Here is an 18,671-nt window from a genome sequence, read left to right on the forward strand (position 1 = left end):
GGCTCACGGGTTGGCAAGCCCTGAGGACTGCGTGTGAGGTGGGCGCCCGACCACCAGGCGCCCGAAGTGTTCACGATAGGCCGTCGCGGCGGCCTCGACTTGATGTTGATCAATCGGCCCTAGGGTTTGTACCTGCTTTGCAAACCGTTCACATCGTTGCGGCAAGGCCGGGCCTGATGGGGGCTTGCCCGCTGAGTTGGCCCTCGGGCAAGCCCCCATCAGGGGTGAGAATCACCCCATGGCGCCACTTGGCGACACTAGGAAAGAACCACCATGCTTTACAAGTTCAAGTCCAAATCCACGGCTGACCTGATCATGCTGGAGCCCAACGGGCGCCGGGTGCTGGAGATCATCGGCAAGACGCCAGGCCCGCAGGGCATCATCTTGTCGTCCCAGATCGCCGCCGCCGTGGGCGCCCTCGAATCCGCCGTGGCCGCCGAGGATGCCCTGGCCGCCCAGGCGCGGGCCGACAACCCCGAAGAGGACGAGGAAACCGCCCGCCCCCAGGGCGTGTCACTGCGCCAGCGGGTGGCGCCGCTGATTGACATGCTGCGGCGCAGTGAGCGGGAGGGGCATGATGTGACTTGGGGGGTGTGAGGGGGGCTGACTTGGCGGTCAGTGCGCTTGGGGCATTGCCGCTGATGAGGGGCGAGCCTTGCCCACTCATCGTGGATTCTGTCTTGCCGCTGCGCTCTGGTGGTTCTGCTCTTTGTTTCAGGGCGGAGGCCGGGGCGCAATCCCGGCCTCCGACCTGAAACAAATGACAGAAGGAACAGAGCGCAGCGGAGACGCCAATCCGCGTACCAAACGCCCGCAGCGGACGCCCGACCTCAATCCACTTTCGCCCCAGAAGCCTTCACCACCTGAGCCCACTTCCGATGCTCGCTGTCGATCAGCTTGGCAAACTCTGCAGGGGTGATACCACTCGGTATTGCCCCCTGCGCCTGCAGCTTTTCCTTGAAGGCCGGGGCCGCGAGCGACTTGGCCACCTCCTGCTGGATGCGGTTGACGATCTCGGGCGGCGTGCCGGCCGGGGCCAGCAGGCCGAACCAGGAGCTGGCCTCGAAGCCCTTCAGGCTGGGGCCGCCGGCCTGTTCCACGGTGGGCACGTCGGGCAGGGCCGGCGAGCGTTGTGCACTGGTCACGGCGAGGGCCTTGAGCTTGCCGGCCTTGATCTGCTGCAGTGCCGAGGGCAGGTTGTCGAACATCACGTCCATGTTGCCGCCCACCAGGTCCATCAGGGCGGGGCCCGAGCCGCGGTAGGGGAAGTGGATCATGTAGGTGCCCGTCATGCTCTTGAACAGCTCGCCCGCCAGGTGGATGGACGTGCCGTTGCCGCTGGACGCCATGTTCAGCTTGCCCGGGCTGGCCTTGGCCATGCGGATGAAATCCTGCACGCTGTTGATGTTCATCTCGCGTGCCTTTTCGGCGTTGACCACCATCACATTGGGCACCGCCGCCACCAGCGTGATGGGTGCGAAGTCCTTGATCGGGTCGTAGGGCATTTTCTCGTACAGGGCCCGGTTGATGCCGTGCGTGCCCACCGTGCCCATCAGAAGGGTGTAGCCGTCGGCCGGTGATTTGGCCACGATGTCGGCACCCACATTGCCGCCGGCGCCGGTTCGGTTGTCGATCACGAAGGCCTGGCCAAAGGCCTTCTGCAGCTCGGGTGCCATGGCGCGGGCCAGCAGGTCGGTGGTGCCGCCCGGGGCAAAGGGCACCACGATACGCACGGGTTTGCTGGGCCAGGCGCTCTGGGCCAGGGCCTGCTGGGCGGCCAGAGGCCCCAGCAGCATGGCCAGGCCGAGCAGGCTGCCAGGCAGGCGGCGCAGCCAGGTGCGGCGCTGGGGGGCGGCGGGCCGGTTGGGGTGACGGGGGTGGGGCATGTGGCGGGTCTCCGTGAGGTGGGCGGCGATACGGGCCGCCCGGTAGTTTCAGGGTCAGGTCAGCGGCGTACCGGGCGCGTGCTCAGTGGGGGCGCCCACGCAGGGCCTGCTCATGGGACAGCACTTCGATCAGGTCGTCCAGGCTTTTTTCGAGCCGCACCCGGCGTGCCGGGTTCAGGCCACGGAACAGCTCGGCCTCCCGCTCATTGGCCAGGGGCTGGATCTGCTGGTGCAGTGCCAGCCCTTGCGGGCTCAGCTGCAGGCACTGGCGGCGTTGATCGTGCGGGTCGGGGCTGCGCAGCAGCCGGTCCTGCGCCGTCAGGCCTGCGAGCGCGCGGCTGATCGACATCTTGTCCAGGCCGGTCAACTCGGACAGACGGGCCGCCGACAAACCGGGTTGCACCGCCAGCAAGGCCATCACCCGCCATTCATTGAGCGTCAGGTGGTACTGGCGTCCGACCTGGTCATGAAAGGGGCGCACCGTGAGGTTCATCAAGCGGACCAGCTTGGAAAACAGCGGGGCATCGGGCGAATTCATGGAGATCAGCGGTGTTGGTCGTGCGACCGGAGGGTGTTTTAAGCGATGGTAACGATCGTTACCAAGCCGAACACCCGGGCTTTCCCTGGCTTTCAAGCCTCAAAAAAAACCGCCTGGCTCGCGGACGAGGCAGACGGTCTGTTGGGCACGAAAACCGGGCGGGCTTTCAGTGCAGGGCGTGCCCCTCGGGGCGCATCAGTCGGCGTACACGCCCGCGGCCTTGATGATGGGCGTCCACTTGGCGATTTCAGCTTGCACAAACTTCTTGTGCTCGGCGGGCTCGATGCGCCGGTCGGTGGCCACCACGGCACCCAGGCCTTCCTGCTTCTTGATGAAGTCGGGGTCTTTCAGGGCGGCCTTCAGGGCCGTGTTGATCTTGACCTGGATGTCGGCCGGCGTGCCCTTGGGCGCGTACAGGCCGTGCCAGATGGTGATCTGGAAGTCCTTCACACCCGATTCGGCCAGGGTGGGCAGGTCTTTCAGCAAGGGGGTGTTCAGGCGTTTGGCCGTGGTCACCGCGTAGGCCTTGACTTTTTTGCCTTCGATCTGGCTGGTCGTGTTGGTGGTCTGGTCGCACAGCAGATCGATCTGGCCGCCGATCAGGTCGGTGATGGCGGGGGCGGTGCCCTTGTAGGGCACAGTGGTCATGTCCGTCTCGATGGCGTTCTGGTACAGCAGGCCGCACAGGTGCGAGGCCGAGCCGACGCCCGCATTGCCCAGGTTGATCTTGCCCTTGTTCTGGCCGATCCAGGTGGCCAGTTCCTTGTAGTTGCTGGCCGGCATGCTGGGCTTGGCGATCAGGGTCATGGGCACGTCGTTGATGATGCCCAGGTACTCGAAGTCGGACTCGACCTTGAATGGCAGGTTGCGCACCAGCGCCGGCATGGTGGCCATGGCGATGTGGTTGACCAGCAGGGTGTGGCCGTCGGGTGTGGCGCGGGCCACCTTGGCGGCACCGATGGAGCTGCCGGCGCCGGCTGCGTTCTCGATCACCACCGAGGTTCCCAGTTGCTTGCGCAGGGCTTCGGACAGGTCACGGGCCACGCGGTCGGTGGGGCCACCGGCCGAGAAGGGCACCACCAGGGTGATCGGCTTGTCCTTGAGGGGGAAGTCGGCGGCCAGGGCGCTGAACGATGCAGCGATCAGGGCCACCAGGGGCAGCAGCTTGGTCATGAGGGTCTCCTTCTTGATGGTGCGAAGGATGATAGCCACTGCACGCGGCGGTCGGCATCCCGGGAACTACGTACCCGATTCGCCAGAAAACCCTTTGTCATCAAAGGTTTAGGGCCGATGGGGTCGCCCGGTCGTCAGGTCTTTGACAGCCTGCCGCCGGGCGTGGCCTGACTCAGCGGTAGCTGCGCGCGTCCTCGATCACCTTGCCGTCGTTGGGCAGGCTGCCGGGGTTGACCAGCTCGACCTCGCCACGCAGCTTGGTCACCTCGCGGATGGCGTCGGCAATGGCGCCGGCCAGGCCTTCTGCCATCTCGGTGGTCTCTACCTGCAGCACCATCTGGTCGTTGGCCATCTCACCGCTGACCACCAGGCGGGCCTTGCGCACCTGCGGGAAACGACGAGCCACTTCGGCCACCTGGCCCGGATGCACAAACATGCCGCGCACCTTGGTGGTCTGGTCGGCCCGACCCATCCAGCCCTTGATGCGGGTGTTGGTGCGCCCCGTGGGGCAGGGGCCCGGCAGTACCGCCGACAGGTCGCCCGTGCCGAAGCGGATCAGCGGGTAGTCGGGGTTCAGCGTGGTCACCACCAGCTCGCCCACCTCGCCTTCGGGCACCGGGTCGCCGGTGCCGGGGCGCACGATCTCGACGATCACGCCCTCATCCAACACCAGGCCTTCGCGAGCGGTGGTTTCGTAGGCGATCAGGCCCAGGTCGGCCGTGGCATAGCACTGGTAGCCGTCCACGCCGCGGGCCTGCAGCCAGTCGCGCAAGGAGGGCGGGAAGGCCTCGCCGCTGACCAGGGCCTTGCGCAGGCTGGGCAGGGGCAGGCCCAGTTCGGCTGCTTTTTCGACCAGGATCTTCAGAAAGCTGGGGGTGCCGATGTAGCCCGCGGGCTGCAGCTCGGCCATGGCCTGCACCTGTTGTTCGGTCTGGCCGGTGCCACCTGGGAACACGGTGCAACCCAGGGCGTGGGCGCCGCTCTCCATCATCGAGCCTGCCGGCACGAAGTGGTAGCTGAAGCTGTTGTGGATCAACTCCCCGGGCCGGAAGCCCGCGGCGTGGATGGCGCGCGCCATGCGCCAGTAGTCGCGGCGTGTGCCCTCGGGTTCGTACAGCGTGCCGGGGCTGGCAAACACACGCGGCATGGCGGCGCCAAAGCCCAGTGCGCTGAAGCCGCCGAACACATTGCCTGCGGCGGCACGCGCGGCCTGCTGGCGCTCCAGCAGCTCGTGCTTGCGGGTCACCGGCAACTGGGCCAGGGCGGCCCGGCTGTCGATGCGCGCCGCGTCCACGCCGGCCAGCAAGGCGCCAAAGGCGGTGGTGCGGGTCTGTGCATGGGCCACTTGCGTGGGCAGGGCGGCCATCAGCGCAGCTTCGCGGTCGGCCGGCGTGCGCGTTTCCAGCGCGTCGTAGCTTGAGGTCATGGTGAATTCCTGTCAGGGGTGCACTCGGGCAGGGCTTGCGGAAACAGAGAAGGTGTGAGAACGGGCAAGATCCATCCAGGCATGCCGTGGGCCGCAGCAGCAGACCATGTGCAACGGGTTCTCATCGGGAGATTCAAACCTGGCCAAGGGCTATGCAGCCCATCCGGCTGAGCCCAGGCACAAGCAAACTGCCATGTCGTGCTCGGGTTCGGTATCGACGTATTCGGGGGCATGGACTCAAGACCTGGTCAGTTCAATACAGTGTGAAAAAGGGGCGCCTGCTCGCAAAAGCAGGGCGTGCGCGCTTGGGGAAATCCAACCGCAGCCGGGCTGCCCCAAGGCGGCTGGGGCCCCCTCGGGGGGCAGCGACCACACGCAGTGAGGGAGCGTGGGGGCCATTTCATGCCAGCCAGCGCTTGCGGCGCTTGTAGCTTTTCACGTCTTTGAAACTCTTGCGCTCGCCGCCGCCCACGCCGAGGTAGAACTCTTTCACGTCTTCATTGCTGGCCAGGTCGCTGGCGGCGCCGTCCATCACCACGCGGCCGCTTTCCATGATGTAGCCGTAGTCGGCGTACTTCAGGGCCATGTTGGTGTTCTGTTCGGCCAGCAGGAAAGTGACCTTCTCTTTGGCGTTGAGGTCTTTCACGATGTTGAACACCTCTTCGACGATCTGCGGCGCCAGGCCCATCGAGGGCTCGTCGAGCAGCACCATGCTGGGGTTGGCCATCAAGGCGCGGCCGATGGCGCACATCTGCTGCTCGCCGCCCGAGGTGTAGGCCGCCTGTGAGGTGCGGCGGGTCTTGAGGCGCGGAAAGTAGTTGTAGACCTTCTCAAGGTTGGCCGCCACCTCGCCCTTGTCGGCGCGGGTGTAAGAGCCGGTCATGAGGTTCTCTTCGATCGTGAGGTGGGCAAAGCAGTGCCGGCCCTCCATCACCTGCACCACACCGCGCTTGACCAGGTCGGCCGGCGACAGGTTCTCGATGCGCTCGCCGCGCAGCTCGATCGAGCCCTTGGTGACTTCGCCGCGTTCACCCTTGAGCAGGTTGGAGATGGCGCGCAGCGTGGTCGTCTTGCCGGCGCCATTGCCACCCAGGATGGCCACGATGCCGCCTTCGGGCACCTGCAGGGAGACGCCTTTGAGCACGAGGATCACGTGGTTGTAGATCACCTCGATGCCGTTGACGTTGAGAACGATGTTGGGTTTGTCCATGGCACTTCTTTGTGGAGAGGTCGGGGCGTGCCGGGCGCTTGCCCGGCACGGAACCATTGCGTCAAGCCATCACGACCGCATCACGACTGGCAGTCGGCCGGGGTGCGCGGGGTCAGCTTCTTTTCTGCGGCGTACTTGGCGGCAGCGGCCTTGACCATGGGCTTGATGATTTGCTCATCACCCTGCATCCAGTCGCTGGTGATCTTCCAGGCCTTGCCGTCCCAGCTGTGCATGCGGGCCCAGTAGGCGCCCATGTGGTCCTGGCACGAGGTGCTGATGGGGCGCAGCACGCCGCCAAAGCCCAGCGCATCGAGCTTGGCCTGGGTCAGGTTCAGGTTTTCCAGGCCCCAGCGCACCTGATCGCCGTTCATGACCTTGCCCTTGCCATAGCGCTCCTGGGCGGCCCGGATGCCTTCCACGGTCAGCATCGCGCTCATGGCGCCGCGCAGCCACAGCACCTGGCCAACCTCTTCCTTGGGGCCCGTGCCCTGGCCCTTGGCGTGCAGGGTGGCCAGGGCCTCCTTGACCAGCTTGGCATCGAAGTCGGAGCTGTTTTGCAGCGCCACGGCGTTGTAGCCCTTGGCGCCTTCGCCCACGTCACGCACATCGGGTTCGGCACCCGACCACCACACGCCGTACATCTTCTCGCGCGGGTAGCCGGTGGCCTGGGCTTCCTTCAGGGCGGTGGAGTTCATCACGCCAAAGCCCCACAGAATGGTGTAGTCGGGGCGCGACTGGCGGATCTGCAGCCAGGTGGCTTTTTGCTCCACGCCCGGGGCCGTCACCGGCAGCAGTTGCAGCTCGAAGCCATGGGCCTTGGCACGTTCCTGGATGATGGGCAGGGCTTCCTTGCCGAAGGGGCTGTCGTGGTAGACCAGGGCGATCTTCTTGCCCTTGAGCTTGTCCAGCCCGCCTTCCTTCTTGCCGATGGCCTGCACGATCACGTCGCCCGCCACCCAGTAGTTGCCGGCCAAGGGGAAGTTCCACTTGAACACCGTGCCGTCGGCGCTTTCGCTGCGGCCATAGCCCAGGGTCACCAGCGGGATCTTGTCGGTGGGCGCCTTCTCGGTGATGGCAAAGGTGGCGCCGGTGGACCAGGGCTGGATCACGGCGGCACCGCCATGGTTGCCCTTGAGGCGTTCATAGCACTCCACGCTGCGGGCGGTGTCGTAGCCGGTCTCGCATTCTTCGATCAGCAGCTTCACGCCATTGATGCCACCACGCGCGTTGACGAGCTTGTAGTAGTCGACGATGCCGTTGGCAATCGGCGTGCCGTTGGGCGCGTAGGGGCCCGTGCGGTACGACAGCACCGGCATGTACTGCTCCTTCGCCTGGGCGAAGGCCGACGTGCTGACGAGGGAGGAAACGCCTGCGGCAAGCAGGGTGGCGGCAAGGGCCAATTGGCGAATCTTCATGGTTGTCTCCGTTGTTGAATGGATGAAGGCACGGTCAGGAAATCAATGGGGGAAGGGCCAGAGTCTGAGCTTTTGCTTGGCGGTGGACCACAGCTTGGCCAGCCCATGCGGCTCGACGATCAAAAACCACACGATCAGGCCGCCAAAGATCATCAGCTCGGCGTGCGAGGCCGCGGTGGTGCTGATGTCTCGCCCGACCAGGCCGGCCAGGAAGGGCAGGAACTGGCTCAGCGCGATCGGCAGCACCACGATGAAGGCGGCGCCGAAGAAGCTGCCCATGATCGAACCCAGCCCGCCGATGATCACCATGAACAGCAGCTTGAACGACAGGTCGACCGAGAACGCGCCCGGCTCCCAGGCCCCCAGGTAGAAGAAGGCCCACAGCGCGCCGGCCACGCCGATGATGAACGAGCTGACCGCAAAGGCGCTGAGCTTGGCGTACATGGGGCGGATGCCGATCACCGAGGCGGCCACGTCCATGTCGCGGATGGCCATCCACTCGCGGCCGATGGCGCCGCGCACCAGGTTCTTGGCCCCCAGGGCGATCACGGCCAGGGCACACAGGCAGAACAGGTACTTGCTCACGTCGCTTTCGAGCGCAAAGCCGAACACCTGCAGGTTGGACACCGCCACCGAGCCCGAAGAGTTGTCCAGCGTGAACCACTTGATGCGCAGGAACATCCAGTCGGCAAAGAACTGCGCCGCCAGCGTGGCCACGGCCAGGTACAAGCCCTTCACGCGCAGGCTGGGCAGCCCGAACAGGATGCCGAAGGCCGTGGCACACAGGCCGCCGAGGATCAGCGTGGGGATCAGCGGCATGCCCGGGATGCGGGCAAAGAAGTTGTAGGCGCCATAGGCCCCCACCGCCATGAAGGCGCCCGAGCCCAGCGAGATCTGGCCGCAGTAGCCGACCAGGATGTTCACCCCCAGGGCTGCCAGCGACATGATCACAAACGGGATCAGGATGGCGCGGAACAGGTAGTCGCTGGCTGTCAGCGGTACCACCACGAAGGCCAGTGCCAGCAGGGCCAGCATGAAGAAGCGGTCCTGCGCGATCGGGAAGATCTGCTGGTCAGCGCGGTAGGTGGTCTTGAACTGGCCGTTCTCACGGTAGAGCATGGTGTGTCTCCTGGTGTTCTTGTTGTGGCTTAGACGTGGTGGATGATCTTTTGGCTATGGCCCGCTGCGCTTGACTTGCGATGCAAGTCAGCCTTCGCCGAAAGCTCATCGCTGGCCGTTGCCGGCCCGGAATCCTGCGGATTCATCGCGTATTTCATACGGATGTGAAAGGTCTTTTGGCTTCGGCCCGCTGCGCTTGACTTGCAGTGCAAGTCAGCCTGCGCCGAAAGCTCATCGCTGGCCGTTGCCGGCCCGGAATCCTGCAGATTCATCGCGTATTTCATACGCGATCGATGATCTTTTCCCCGAACAAACCTTGGGGTCTGAAGAGGAGGAACACGAGGGCCAGGACGTAGGCGAACCAGATCTCGATGCCGCCGCCCACGAAGGGGCCGAGGTAGACCTCGGAGAGCTTTTCGCCCACGCCGATGATCAGGCCGCCGATGATGGCGCCGGGCACCGAGGTCAGGCCGCCCAGGATCACCACGGGCAGGGCGCGCAGGGCCACGGTGGCGAGCGAGAACTGCACGCCCAGCTTGCTGCCCCAGATCATCCCGGCCACCAGGGCCACCACGCCGGCCACGCACCACACGATCACCCAGATGCGGTTGAGCGGGATGCCGATCGACTGGGCCGCCTGGTGGTCGTCGGCCACGGCGCGCAAGGCGCGGCCGGTGGCGGTCTTCTGAAAGAACACGCTCAGTGCGGCCACCAGGGCGGCGGCGATGGCGGCGGCGATCACGTCTTCCTTGTTGATCAGGATGCCGCCCTGGAAGATCGACTCGAGTGCGAACATCGGGTCTTTGGGCATGCCCACGTCGATCTTGTAGACGTCGCTGCCGAACAAGGCCTGGCCCAGGCCTTCCATGAAGTAGGTGATGCCCAGCGTGGCCATCAGCAGGGTGGCGCCCTCCTGGTTGACCAGGTGGCGCAGCACCAGAAACTCGATGGCCCAGGCCACCACGAACATCACCACGCCCGCCGCCACAAAGGCCAGCAGATTGGCCACGATGGCGTTGTCCAGGCCCGTCCAGGCCGGAATCCACTCGGCAAAGCGCGCCATGGCCAGGGCGGCGAACAGCACCATCGCGCCTTGCGCAAAGTTGAACACGCCCGAGGCCTTGTAGATCAGCACAAAGCCCAGTGCGACCAGCGAGTACAGCATGCCGGCCATGAGGCCGCCAATCAGGGTTTCTAGAAAAAATGCCATGTCCTGCCTCTCTTGATCAGTGGCCGGCGCCGAGGTAGGCGCGGATCACGTCTTCGTTGTTGCGAACTTCGTCGGGTGCGCCGTCGCCGATCTTCTTGCCGTAGTCCAGCACCACCACGCGGTCCGAGATGTCCATCACCACGCCCATGTCGTGCTCGATCAGCACGATGGTGGTGCCGAATTCGTCGTTCACATCGAGGATGAAGCGGCACATGTCCTGCTTCTCTTCCACGTTCATGCCGGCCATGGGCTCATCGAGCAGCAGCACCTGCGGCTCCATGGCCAGGGCGCGGCCCAGGTCGACCCGCTTTTGCAGGCCGTAGGGCAGCTGGCCCACCGGGGTCTTGCGAAAGGCCTGGATCTCCAGGAAGTCGATGATGCGTTCCACGAACTCGCGGTGCCGGATCTCCTCGCGCTCGGCCGGGCCGATGCGCAGGGCCTGCAGCAGCAGGTTGCTTTTGATCTTCAGGTTGCGCCCCGACATGATGTTGTCGAGCACGCTCATGCCCTTGAACAAGGCCAGATTCTGGAAGGTGCGGGCCACGCCCATTTCGGCCACCTGACGCGAGTTCATGTGGTCGAAGGTCTTGCCGCGGAAGGTGATCGATCCCTCCGACGGGGTGTACACCCCGTTGATGCAGTTGAGCATCGAGCTCTTGCCGGCGCCGTTGGGGCCGATGATGGAGCGGATCTCGTGCTCGCGCACATTGAACGAGATGTCGGTCAGGGCCTTCACGCCGCCAAACCGCAGGCTGATGTTCTTGACGTCGAGGATGACGTCGCCAATCTTTTTGGTGCTCATGTTGCTTCGCTGTGGGTCAGGCTGCGGTCTTCACCGGGGCAAAGGTCTTGGCGTCCGACAGCTTCAGCGTGGCGCTGACGCTGCCGGTGCGGCCATCCTCGAACTTGACCTGGGTCTCGATGTACTGCTCGGTGGCGCCGCCATACAGGGCGTCGACCAGCACCGCGTACTTCTCTCCGATGTAGCCACGGCGGACCTTGTTGGTGCGGGTCAGCTCGCCATCGTCGGCGTCCAGCTCTTTGTGCAGCACCAGGAAGCGGCTGATCTGCGAACCCGCCAGCAGCGCATCGGCGGCCAGGTCAGCATTGACCTTTTCCACGCACTCGAGCATCAGTTGGTACACCTGGGGCTTCTGCGCCAGATCGGTGTAGCCCGCGTAGGGCAGGTTGCGCCGTTCGGCCCAGTTGCCCACCGCATCGAAGTCGATGTTGAGCATCACGCACACCCGGTCTCGCCCGTCGCCCAGGGCCACGGCCTCCTTGATGTGCGGGAAAAACTTGAGCTTGTTCTCCACGTACTTGGGCGCAAACATGGCGCCGTCGTTGGCCCCGCCCTTGAGGCGGCCCACGTCTTTCACGCGGTCGATGATCTTCAGGTGACCGTGGGCGTCGATGAAGCCGGCGTCACTGGTGTGGTACCAGCCGTCGTCACTGAGCACCTCGGCCGTGGCCTTGGGGTTCTTGTAATACTCCTTCAGCAGGCCGGGTGACTTGACCAGGATCTCGCCGTTGTCGGCCACCTTGATCTCCACCCCCTGGCAGGGCACGCCCACGGTGTCGGCGCGTGCCTCGTGGTCGGGCTGCAGGCACACGAACACGGCGGTCTCGGTGGAGCCATACAGCTGCTTGAGGTTGATGCCGATCGAGCGGTAGAAGGTGAACAGGTCGGGCCCGATGGCCTCGCCCGCGGTGTAGGCCACCCGCACCCGCGACAGGCCCAGCGTGTTGCGCAGCGGCCCGTAGATCAGCAGATTGCCCAGGCCATACTGCAGCGCGCCCAGCAAGCCGATGGGCTTGCCGTCCATGCGGTCGGGGCCAAAGCGCTTGGCAATGGCCATGCACTTGTGGAACAGCGTGCGCTTGAGCCAGCCCGCGTCTTCCATGCGGATCATCACGCTGGTCAGCAGGCCTTCAAACACGCGCGGCGGCGCAAAGTAGTAAGTGGGGCCCACTTCGCGCAGGTCGATGGCCACGGTGGCGCTCGACTCGGGGCAGTTGACCACGTAGCCGCAGCTCAACCATTGCGAGTAGCTGAAGATGTTCTGCCCGATCCAGGCCGGTGGCAGGTAGGCCAGCACCTCTTCGGCCGAGCTCAGCTTGTCAAAGCTCGCCCCGGCCTGGGCGCGATCGACCAGCGCCCGGTGGGTGTGCACCACGCCCTTGGGGTTGCCCGTGGTGCCCGAGGTGAAGAACATGGCCGCCACGTCGTCGGGCTGGGCCTTCTCGACCTCTTCGCGCCAGAAGTCGGGGTGGTTCTGGGCAAACACCTGGCCGCTGGCCACGAGCTCGTCGAGCGCGCCCAGGCCCGGGTCGGTGTAGTTGCGCAGGCCGCGCGGGTCGTCGTAATAGATGTGGCTGAGGGCGGGGTACTGCTCACGCACCTCCAGCATCTTGTCGACCTGCTCCTGGTCTTCCACCAGGCAGTAGCGAACCTCGGCGTTGTTGAGCGGGAACACGCACTCGGCGGCGGCCGCGTCCTGGTACAGGGGGATCGGGATCGCGCCCAGCGACTGTGCTGCCAGCATGGTGGCGTACAGGCGCGGGCGGTTGGCCCCGATCACCACCATGTGCTCGCCCCTCACCAGACCGGCTTGGTGAAGGCCGCAGGCAATGTGTTCGACCAGGTGGGCCAGGTCAGACCAGCTGCGGGTCTGCCAGATGCCGTATTCCTTTTCTCGGATCGCTGGCGCCTGAGGGCGCTCGCTCGCGTGCTTTTGCAGCAAGCGGGGAAACGTGGTGTGCATGACGGTTCCTTGTCTCCAGTTGGATGGGGCGGACTCTGCGGTCGCCGCCGATATGCAATGAATCGTAAGCAGGGGTTTGACGCCATGTTGTCGTTGCAATGACAATTTGCGGGTTGTCCCTTGTTCGGACTTTCCCCAGTTCTGTCCCGGAGGTGTTGCATGGCCAGCGAGTCTGCGTTGTATCAGCGTCGTCGCCCCCCCACGGCCGAGGAAATGGCCGGCATCCCCTGGCTGCACCATCTGCAGCCCACCGAGCGCGACCGCATCTTGCCGATGCTGGTGGTGGGCGATGCCCTGCCGGGCGACTACATCTGCCGCATGGGCCGGCCCGTGAACTACTGGTTCGGTGTGGTTGAAGGTTTGCTCAAGATGAGCGCCGACAGTGCCCAGGGCCATCCCATCACCTTCACCGGGGTGCCCCCCGGGGGCTGGTTTGGCGAGGGCACGGCGATGAAGCGTGAGCCCTACCGCTACAACATCCAGGCGTTGCGCCGCAGTGTGGTGGCAGGCCTGCCGCTGGAGGGGTTCCACTGGCTGCTGGACCATTCGCTGGGCTTCAACCGCTTTGTCATGAACCAGCTCAATGAGCGCCTGGGGCAGTTCATTGCTGCGCGTGAGATCGACCGCATGAACAACCCCGACGTGCGCGTGGCGCGCAGCCTGGCCGCGCTGTTCAACCCCGTGCTCTACCCCGGTGTGGGTGAGGTGCTGCGCATCACCCAGCAAGAGCTGGCCTACCTGGTGGGGCTGTCACGCCAGCGCGTGAACGAGGCGCTGCGCAACCTGGAGCGCCAGCAGATCATCCGGGTGGAGTACGGCGGTCTGCGCGTGCTGTCGGCCGAGGGCCTGCGATCAACCCTGCAGGCTTCGGGTTGAGGCGGGAATCCCCTTCTTATTGCGCACAAAAGTGCGCAATCTGATGCAAAACCCTTTGATCAGCCGGACTCTGGGTTGGATCCGCCCGGGGGCAACGATAATACCGCCCCTCCGTGATGGGGCGCTGAACCGAACAACGCCCCGCAGAACCTGAGGCCCGCGAGACCCGCGGGCCTGCCCCCGATATGAACTCCCCCGTCCATTCCGCCCCGTCCGAGCGGCGCAGCGCTTTCCGAAAACTGGTCCGATTGACCGCCGTCCTGGAGGTGGATGGTGCCGCCCCCCTGGCCGTGCGCACCGTGGAGGTCTCGGCGGGCGGCGTGGCCTTGAGCAGCCCTTTGAACATCAGGCCCGGCGGCCGTTGCCTGGTTCGCATCGCCCTGCCGGCCCAACCGCCTCAGCCCATGCTCGCCGTGCAGGGCGTGGTCACATACAGCGTGCTGAGCCAGCGCGATGGCGGTTTTCGGGTCGGTGTGCAGTTTCAGGCCCTGCCTCGGGGCGCGCAGGAACGGCTGCAGGCCTTCATGGGTGATTGAGCCTCGGGGGCTTCGCCGATCCACCACCAGCGGGACGGCGCTTGCTTGTAGGATGGAGACCTGTAACAAAGCTGGTGCGCACGCAGGGGCTGCGCGGGGCATTTGGGCTTGGCTGGAGAAGGCAATGAAAAGCGTTTGGGTCGGGGTCGGGGCTTGCTTGGCTGCTGCGGCGTGCGCCGCCGCCAGTGTTCAGGTCGAGTTGCGCGACGAGGCCGGCAAACCCTTGTCCGACGCCGTGGTGTTTCTCGATTCGCCTGAGGCGGCGCGGGCCGTCAAGCCCCTGCAGGGCGCCGAGATGGCGCAGCAGGGCAAAGAGTTCGTGCCCCGGGTGCTGGTGGTGACCAAGGGCACCGAGCTGGCGTTTCCCAACCGTGACAAGGTGCGCCACCACGTCTATTCCTTTTCGCCCGCCAAGAAGTTCGAGCTCAAGCTGTATGCCGGCACCCCGGCCAACCCGGTGCTGTTCGATCAGCCGGGGGTGGTGCTGTTGGGCTGCAACATCCATGACTCGATGGTGGGCTGGGTGCTGGTGGTCAACACCCCGTACCACGGGCTGAGCCAGGCCGGTCGCCTGACGCTGGACAACGTGCCGGCGGGCAACTACCGCCTGCGCAGCTGGCACCCCGGCCTGCCGGTGGGGGCGGCCGCGCTGGACCAGGCCCTGGTGGTGCCGGCCAGCGGCAGCGTCACGGCCAGTGTGCGCATGACGGGGCTGACGCCGTGATTCCGCGTCTCCAGCGCGGTGCTGCCAGCCTGATCACCCGGCTGGTGGGCTTGTCCCTGTTGCTGCTGCTGGTGGTGCAGATCGCCGGCTTTGGCGTGGTGCGCCAGAGCATCGAGGCCAACGCGCGGCGCCAGGTGGCCCGCGAGCTCGACATTGCCGAGCACGTGTGGGAACGCATGCTGGCGCAAAAGGTGGAGCAGTTGCGCGACAGCGCCACCCTGCTGGCTGCCGACTACGGCTTTCGTTCGGCCATCAACTCGGGCGATGTGCAGACCGTGCAATCGGTGCTGGAGAACCATGGCAGCCGCATTGGCGCCACGGTCACGGCTTTCCTGGATCCACAGTTCAAGGTCACGGCCTCCAGCCTGGCCGACGAGCACATGGGCCTGGATCAGCAGCTCATCGCCGATCTGCCGGCCTACCTGAGCCGAAACCCCACCGGAGCCCCGCTGATCGTCATCAAAGGCGTGCCCCACCAGTTCGTCATGGTGCCCATGCGCGCCCCGCTCACCATCGGCTGGGTGCTGATGGGGTTTCCGGTGTCGCAGGACCTGGGCAAGGAAATGGGGCTGCTGCTGCAGGTCGAGGTGGTGCTGGTCACCCAATCCGAAGGCCGGCGCACGCTGGCCTTTTCCACCGCCGCCTCCGAGGTCACCGGGCGGGCCCTGGCCCAGGCGGGTGGGGCGGAACTCAGCGGCAGCGGCGAGCTGGTGCTGACCCGCCACGTGCCCATGAAAAGCCGCAACGGCGAGGTCGAGACGATTCTGCTGCGCTCGGCCGAAGAGGTGCTGGCCCCCTACCGGCGCCTGCAGTGGCTGCTGGCGCTGATCAGTGGCGGCGGCCTGTTGCTGGTGGCGCTGGGCAGCTCGCTGGTGGCGCGGCGCATCACCACCCCGCTGCGCGACCTGCTGCTGGCCACCCAGCGCCTGGCCGTGGGTGAGTACCAGACCCCCATCGCCCACCTGGAGCGGCGCGACGAGATCGGCAACCTGGCGCGCGCCTTCGACCACATGCGTGTCGACATCGATCACCAGCAACGCGAAATCCGCCACCTGGCCTACTGGGACCGACTGACCGGCCTGCCCAACCGCGAGCGCTTCCGCGAGGCGCTGGAGCAAGCCATCCGCGACAGCACCCCGCTGGCCCGTCCGTTGGCCGTGGTGTCGCTGGACCTGGACCGCTTCAAACACGTCAACGATGTGCTGGGCTACGCTTTTGGCGACCGCCTGCTGCAGGCCGTGGCCGGGCGGCTGCAGAACCTGGTCACCCAGCCCGGTGACCTGGTGGCCCGGCGCGGCGGCAACGAATTTGCCGTGCTGCTGCAGGGCAGCGACGCCAAGGCAGCCCTGGAGTTCACCCAGCGCATCGCAGGGGCTTTTGAAGTCCCCCTGGCGTTTGACGATCAGACCATCGACTTGAGCGCCGGCATGGGCGTGGCCTGCTGGCCCGCCGACGCCGACAACGCCGACCTGCTGCTGAGCCGCTCCGAAATCGCCATGTACACCGCCAAGCGCAAGCTCAGCGGGGCCTTGTTGTACGACCCCGCCTTCGATTCGGCCAGCGGCCAGATGCTGTCGCTGCTGACCGAGATGCGCCGCGCGGTAGAGCAAAACGAACTGCGCCTGTTCCTGCAACCCAAGGTCCGGCTGCCCGGTGGCGAGGTGCTGGCGGCCGAGGCCCTGGTACGCTGGCAGCACCCGCAGCGCGGCCTGGTGCCGCCCATGGACTTCATCCCCTTTGCAGAGCAGACCGGCTTTGTGCGCCAGCTCACGCTGTGGATGTTCGAGGCCGCCACCCGCCTGATCGCCGGTCTGCCCGAAGCCCTGTCGGGGCTGCGCGTCTCGATCAACCTGTCCACCCGTGACCTGCTCGACCCCGAACTCAGCACCCGGCTGGGGGCGCTGCTGCAACGCCACGAGGTGCAGCCCGCGCGCTTTTGCCTGGAGATCACCGAGAGCGCCATCATGGACGACCCGCAGCGGGCTGAAACCATGCTCAACCGCCTCTCCGAGCAGGGTTTCAAGCTGTCGATCGATGATTTCGGCACGGGTTATTCGTCGCTCGCCTACCTCAAGCGACTGCCGGTCGACGAGTTGAAGATCGACAAATCTTTCGTCATGGGCATGGAAAAAGACGAAGACGATGCCAAGATCGTGCGCTCGACCATCGACCTCGCGCACAATCTGGGCCTCAGCGTGGTGGCTGAAGGCGTCGAAAGCGCCGCCATCATGGAGCGGCTGGGCCAGCTCCAGTGCGATGAAGCCCAGGGCTATCACATCAGCCGGCCCCTGCCGGCCGAGGCGTTCCTGACCTGGTGCGCACAGCAGACGGCAATGGCAGCCACCGCCGCCTGAGTTTCCCGATTCCAACACGCAGCCATCTGGCCCGAGAGGCAGGTGCTGCGGCTTTCACCTCATCAGCATGTCCGATTCCAAACCCCGACTCACCCTGCGCGCACCGCGCCCCGAAGGCGACAAGGCCGCCAGCCCCCGCAGCGGCGGCGCAGCCCGCCCGCCCTCGGCCGGCCGCCGTGGCCCCGCCCCGGGCGGCAACCGCGACGCGGGCGACCGCCGCGGCCCAGGGGCCGGCCCCCGCAGCGGCCCGGGCGGACGCCCCGGCCCCGGCGGCCCGGGTGGCCCCTTCGGTTCGCGCGGCCCTGGTGGCCCGGGCGGCCCCCGCACCGGCGGCGCGCCCCGCGGCGGCCCGCGCGATGACCGTCGTGACGACCCCCGCGGTGGCCGCCGCGACGACCGCCAGGACAGCGCGGCGCAGGACGACCAACGCTTCAGCACCCGCACCGGCATCCGCACCTACAACGTGCCCGCCGAGCGCACCCCCATCCCGGTCAAGCGCCCGCTGCCGGCCCCCGGCGGCGAGCGCCGCCCCGACCGGGGTGAACGCCCTGACCGGGGTGAGCGCCCCGCCCGCACCGAAGGCGCCCCGCGCACCGAGGGTGGCATCGAAACCGTGCGCCTGAACAAGCGCATGGCCGAACTGCGCCTGTGCTCGCGCCGCGAGGCCGACGACTGGGTCGAAAAAGGCTGGGTGCGGGTGAACGGCGAAGTGGCCGAGATGGGCCAGCAGGTCAAGCACAGCGACCGCATCGAGATCGCCCCCGAGGCCCTGGGCCAGCAAGAGCAGCAGGTGACCATCCTGCTGCACAAGCCCATGGGCTACGTGAGCGGCCAGGCTGAAGACGGGCACGAGCCCGCCGTGGTGCTGGTGCAGGCGGCCAACCACTGGCATGGCGACACGGCCCGCACCCGCTTCAACCACTCGCAATTGCGCGGGCTGGCGCCGGCCGGGCGGCTCGACATCGACTCGGTCGGCCTGCTGGTGCTGACCCAGGACGGGCGTGTGGCCCGCCAACTGATCGGCGAAGACTCGGACACCGAGAAGGAATACCTGGTGCGCGTCACCTACGCCGCCGTCACCGGCGATGTGGCCCTCAATGTGCAGGCCGCCTTCCCGACCGAAAAGCTCGATCTGCTGCGCCACGGCCTGAGCCTGGACGGCGAGGCCCTGCGCCCGGCCCAGGTGGACTGGCAAAACCCCGAACAGCTGCGTTTTGTGCTGAAAGAAGGCAAAAAACGGCAGATCCGACGCATGTGCGAGCAGGTGGGCCTGAAGGTGGTGGGGCTGAAACGCATCCGCATCGGCCGCGTGGTGCTGGGCCAACTGCCGGTGGGGCAGTGGCGCTACCTGGCCCCCGGCGAGCAGTTCTGACGCCACAACCCCCGCCCGCCAGGCGGGCGGCGGGCGCATTTTTTGCGCCAGCGCACCGAATCGCTAA

The 18,671-nt window shown here is 66.2% G+C and carries 16 protein-coding genes and 1 pseudogene; 6 read left to right on the forward strand and 11 right to left on the reverse strand.

Annotation, left to right across the window (positions count from 1 at the left end; genetic code table 11):
- The first annotated feature begins 273 nt into the window (after positions 1–273).
- Complete coding sequence (locus tag AC07VS_RS05360) at positions 274–597, forward strand: DUF1840 domain-containing protein (protein ID WP_494657866.1); 324 nt, start codon at positions 274–276, stop codon at positions 595–597.
- A 233-nt stretch (positions 598–830) separates the two neighbouring features.
- Here AC07VS_RS05360 and AC07VS_RS05365 read toward each other — a convergent pair whose 3' ends face one another.
- From AC07VS_RS05365 to AC07VS_RS05415, 11 genes are all read right to left on the reverse strand, one after another.
- The gene (locus AC07VS_RS05365; protein ID WP_494657911.1) at positions 831–1,796 is read right to left on the reverse strand and encodes a tripartite tricarboxylate transporter substrate binding protein; all 966 of its coding nucleotides are present in this window, start codon (positions 1,794–1,796) and stop codon (positions 831–833) included.
- A 172-nt stretch (positions 1,797–1,968) separates the two neighbouring features.
- The gene (locus tag AC07VS_RS05370; RefSeq protein WP_492350734.1) at positions 1,969–2,424 is read right to left on the reverse strand and encodes a MarR family winged helix-turn-helix transcriptional regulator; all 456 of its coding nucleotides are present in this window, start codon (positions 2,422–2,424) and stop codon (positions 1,969–1,971) included.
- A 195-nt stretch (positions 2,425–2,619) separates the two neighbouring features.
- Positions 2,620–3,597 (reverse strand): tripartite tricarboxylate transporter substrate-binding protein, encoded by a 978-nt coding sequence (locus AC07VS_RS05375; protein ID WP_494657864.1) that lies wholly within the window; start codon positions 3,595–3,597, stop codon positions 2,620–2,622.
- Between the two features lie 172 nt (positions 3,598–3,769).
- Entirely contained in the window at positions 3,770–5,023 is a 1,254-nt protein-coding gene (locus AC07VS_RS05380) for a phenylacetate--CoA ligase family protein (RefSeq protein ID WP_492350732.1), read from the reverse strand.
- Positions 5,024–5,423: 400 nt separating this feature from the next.
- Positions 5,424–6,233, reverse strand: a complete 810-nt coding sequence (locus AC07VS_RS05385; RefSeq protein ID WP_027478903.1) for an ABC transporter ATP-binding protein — start codon at positions 6,231–6,233, stop codon at positions 5,424–5,426.
- An 80-nt stretch (positions 6,234–6,313) separates the two neighbouring features.
- A complete protein-coding gene (locus AC07VS_RS05390) occupies positions 6,314–7,648 on the reverse strand; it encodes an ABC transporter substrate-binding protein (RefSeq protein ID WP_492350731.1) in 1,335 nt (444 codons plus the stop codon).
- 42 nt (positions 7,649–7,690) lie between these two features.
- Entirely contained in the window at positions 7,691–8,767 is a 1,077-nt protein-coding gene (locus AC07VS_RS05395; RefSeq protein WP_492350730.1) for a branched-chain amino acid ABC transporter permease, read from the reverse strand.
- Positions 8,768–8,796: 29 nt separating this feature from the next.
- Complete coding sequence (locus AC07VS_RS05400) at positions 8,797–9,051, reverse strand: hypothetical protein (RefSeq protein ID WP_494750370.1); 255 nt, start codon at positions 9,049–9,051, stop codon at positions 8,797–8,799.
- Positions 9,048–9,977, reverse strand: coding sequence for a branched-chain amino acid ABC transporter permease (locus AC07VS_RS05405; RefSeq protein WP_492350728.1), 930 nt, complete (start codon positions 9,975–9,977; stop codon positions 9,048–9,050). The genes AC07VS_RS05400 and AC07VS_RS05405 overlap by 4 nt, the downstream gene beginning before the upstream one ends.
- 16 nt (positions 9,978–9,993) lie before the next feature.
- Positions 9,994–10,779 carry an ABC transporter ATP-binding protein gene (locus AC07VS_RS05410; RefSeq protein WP_019577245.1) on the reverse strand — a complete coding sequence of 262 codons (786 nt, stop codon included), beginning with the start codon at positions 10,777–10,779 and terminating at the stop codon, positions 9,994–9,996.
- A gap of 16 nt (positions 10,780–10,795) precedes the next feature.
- Positions 10,796–12,742, reverse strand: a complete 1,947-nt coding sequence (locus AC07VS_RS05415) for an AMP-dependent synthetase/ligase (RefSeq protein WP_492350727.1) — start codon at positions 12,740–12,742, stop codon at positions 10,796–10,798.
- A 159-nt stretch (positions 12,743–12,901) separates the two neighbouring features.
- Here AC07VS_RS05415 and AC07VS_RS05420 point away from each other — a divergent pair, with 159 nt between their 5' ends.
- The 5 genes and pseudogenes from AC07VS_RS05420 to AC07VS_RS05440 all read left to right on the forward strand — a co-directional run.
- Entirely contained in the window at positions 12,902–13,618 is a 717-nt protein-coding gene (locus tag AC07VS_RS05420; protein ID WP_492350726.1) for a Crp/Fnr family transcriptional regulator, read from the forward strand.
- Positions 13,619–13,803: 185 nt separating this feature from the next.
- Positions 13,804–14,154: a PilZ domain-containing protein gene (locus AC07VS_RS05425; RefSeq protein WP_494750371.1), complete on the forward strand. Its 351-nt coding sequence runs from the start codon at positions 13,804–13,806 to the stop codon at positions 14,152–14,154.
- A 124-nt stretch (positions 14,155–14,278) separates the two neighbouring features.
- Positions 14,279–14,878: a methylamine utilization protein gene (locus AC07VS_RS05430; RefSeq protein WP_492350724.1), complete on the forward strand. Its 600-nt coding sequence runs from the start codon at positions 14,279–14,281 to the stop codon at positions 14,876–14,878.
- The gene (locus AC07VS_RS05435) at positions 14,878–17,232 is read left to right on the forward strand and encodes a putative bifunctional diguanylate cyclase/phosphodiesterase (RefSeq protein ID WP_492350736.1); all 2,355 of its coding nucleotides are present in this window, start codon (positions 14,878–14,880) and stop codon (positions 17,230–17,232) included. The genes AC07VS_RS05430 and AC07VS_RS05435 overlap by 1 nt, the downstream gene beginning before the upstream one ends.
- Positions 17,233–17,698: 466 nt before the next feature.
- Positions 17,699–18,604: pseudogene (locus tag AC07VS_RS05440) on the forward strand (pseudouridine synthase); the annotation flags it as partial.
- Positions 18,605–18,671: the final 67 nt, after the last annotated feature.

The organism is Curvibacter sp. GW821-FHT01G03, from assembly GCF_059422285.1.

Coding starts and splice junctions, on each gene's coding strand:
- AC07VS_RS05365 (WP_494657911.1), bottom strand. CDS start 1,796: ATGCTGCTGGGGCCTCTGGCCGCCCAGCAGGCCCTGGCCCAGAGCGCC.
- AC07VS_RS05380 (WP_492350732.1), bottom strand. CDS start 5,023: ATGACCTCAAGCTACGACGCGCTGGAAACGCGCACGCCGGCCGACCGC.
- AC07VS_RS05410 (WP_019577245.1), bottom strand. CDS start 10,779: ATGAGCACCAAAAAGATTGGCGACGTCATCCTCGACGTCAAGAACATC.
- AC07VS_RS05370 (WP_492350734.1), bottom strand. CDS start 2,424: ATGAATTCGCCCGATGCCCCGCTGTTTTCCAAGCTGGTCCGCTTGATG.
- AC07VS_RS05405 (WP_492350728.1), bottom strand. CDS start 9,977: ATGGCATTTTTTCTAGAAACCCTGATTGGCGGCCTCATGGCCGGCATG.
- AC07VS_RS05375 (WP_494657864.1), bottom strand. CDS start 3,597: ATGACCAAGCTGCTGCCCCTGGTGGCCCTGATCGCTGCATCGTTCAGC.
- AC07VS_RS05425 (WP_494750371.1), top strand. CDS start 13,804: ATGAACTCCCCCGTCCATTCCGCCCCGTCCGAGCGGCGCAGCGCTTTC.
- AC07VS_RS05360 (WP_494657866.1), top strand. CDS start 274: ATGCTTTACAAGTTCAAGTCCAAATCCACGGCTGACCTGATCATGCTG.
- AC07VS_RS05395 (WP_492350730.1), bottom strand. CDS start 8,767: ATGCTCTACCGTGAGAACGGCCAGTTCAAGACCACCTACCGCGCTGAC.
- AC07VS_RS05385 (WP_027478903.1), bottom strand. CDS start 6,233: ATGGACAAACCCAACATCGTTCTCAACGTCAACGGCATCGAGGTGATC.
- AC07VS_RS05420 (WP_492350726.1), top strand. CDS start 12,902: ATGGCCAGCGAGTCTGCGTTGTATCAGCGTCGTCGCCCCCCCACGGCC.
- AC07VS_RS05400 (WP_494750370.1), bottom strand. CDS start 9,051: ATGAAATACGCGATGAATCTGCAGGATTCCGGGCCGGCAACGGCCAGC.
- AC07VS_RS05415 (WP_492350727.1), bottom strand. CDS start 12,742: ATGCACACCACGTTTCCCCGCTTGCTGCAAAAGCACGCGAGCGAGCGC.
- AC07VS_RS05390 (WP_492350731.1), bottom strand. CDS start 7,648: ATGAAGATTCGCCAATTGGCCCTTGCCGCCACCCTGCTTGCCGCAGGC.
- AC07VS_RS05430 (WP_492350724.1), top strand. CDS start 14,279: ATGAAAAGCGTTTGGGTCGGGGTCGGGGCTTGCTTGGCTGCTGCGGCG.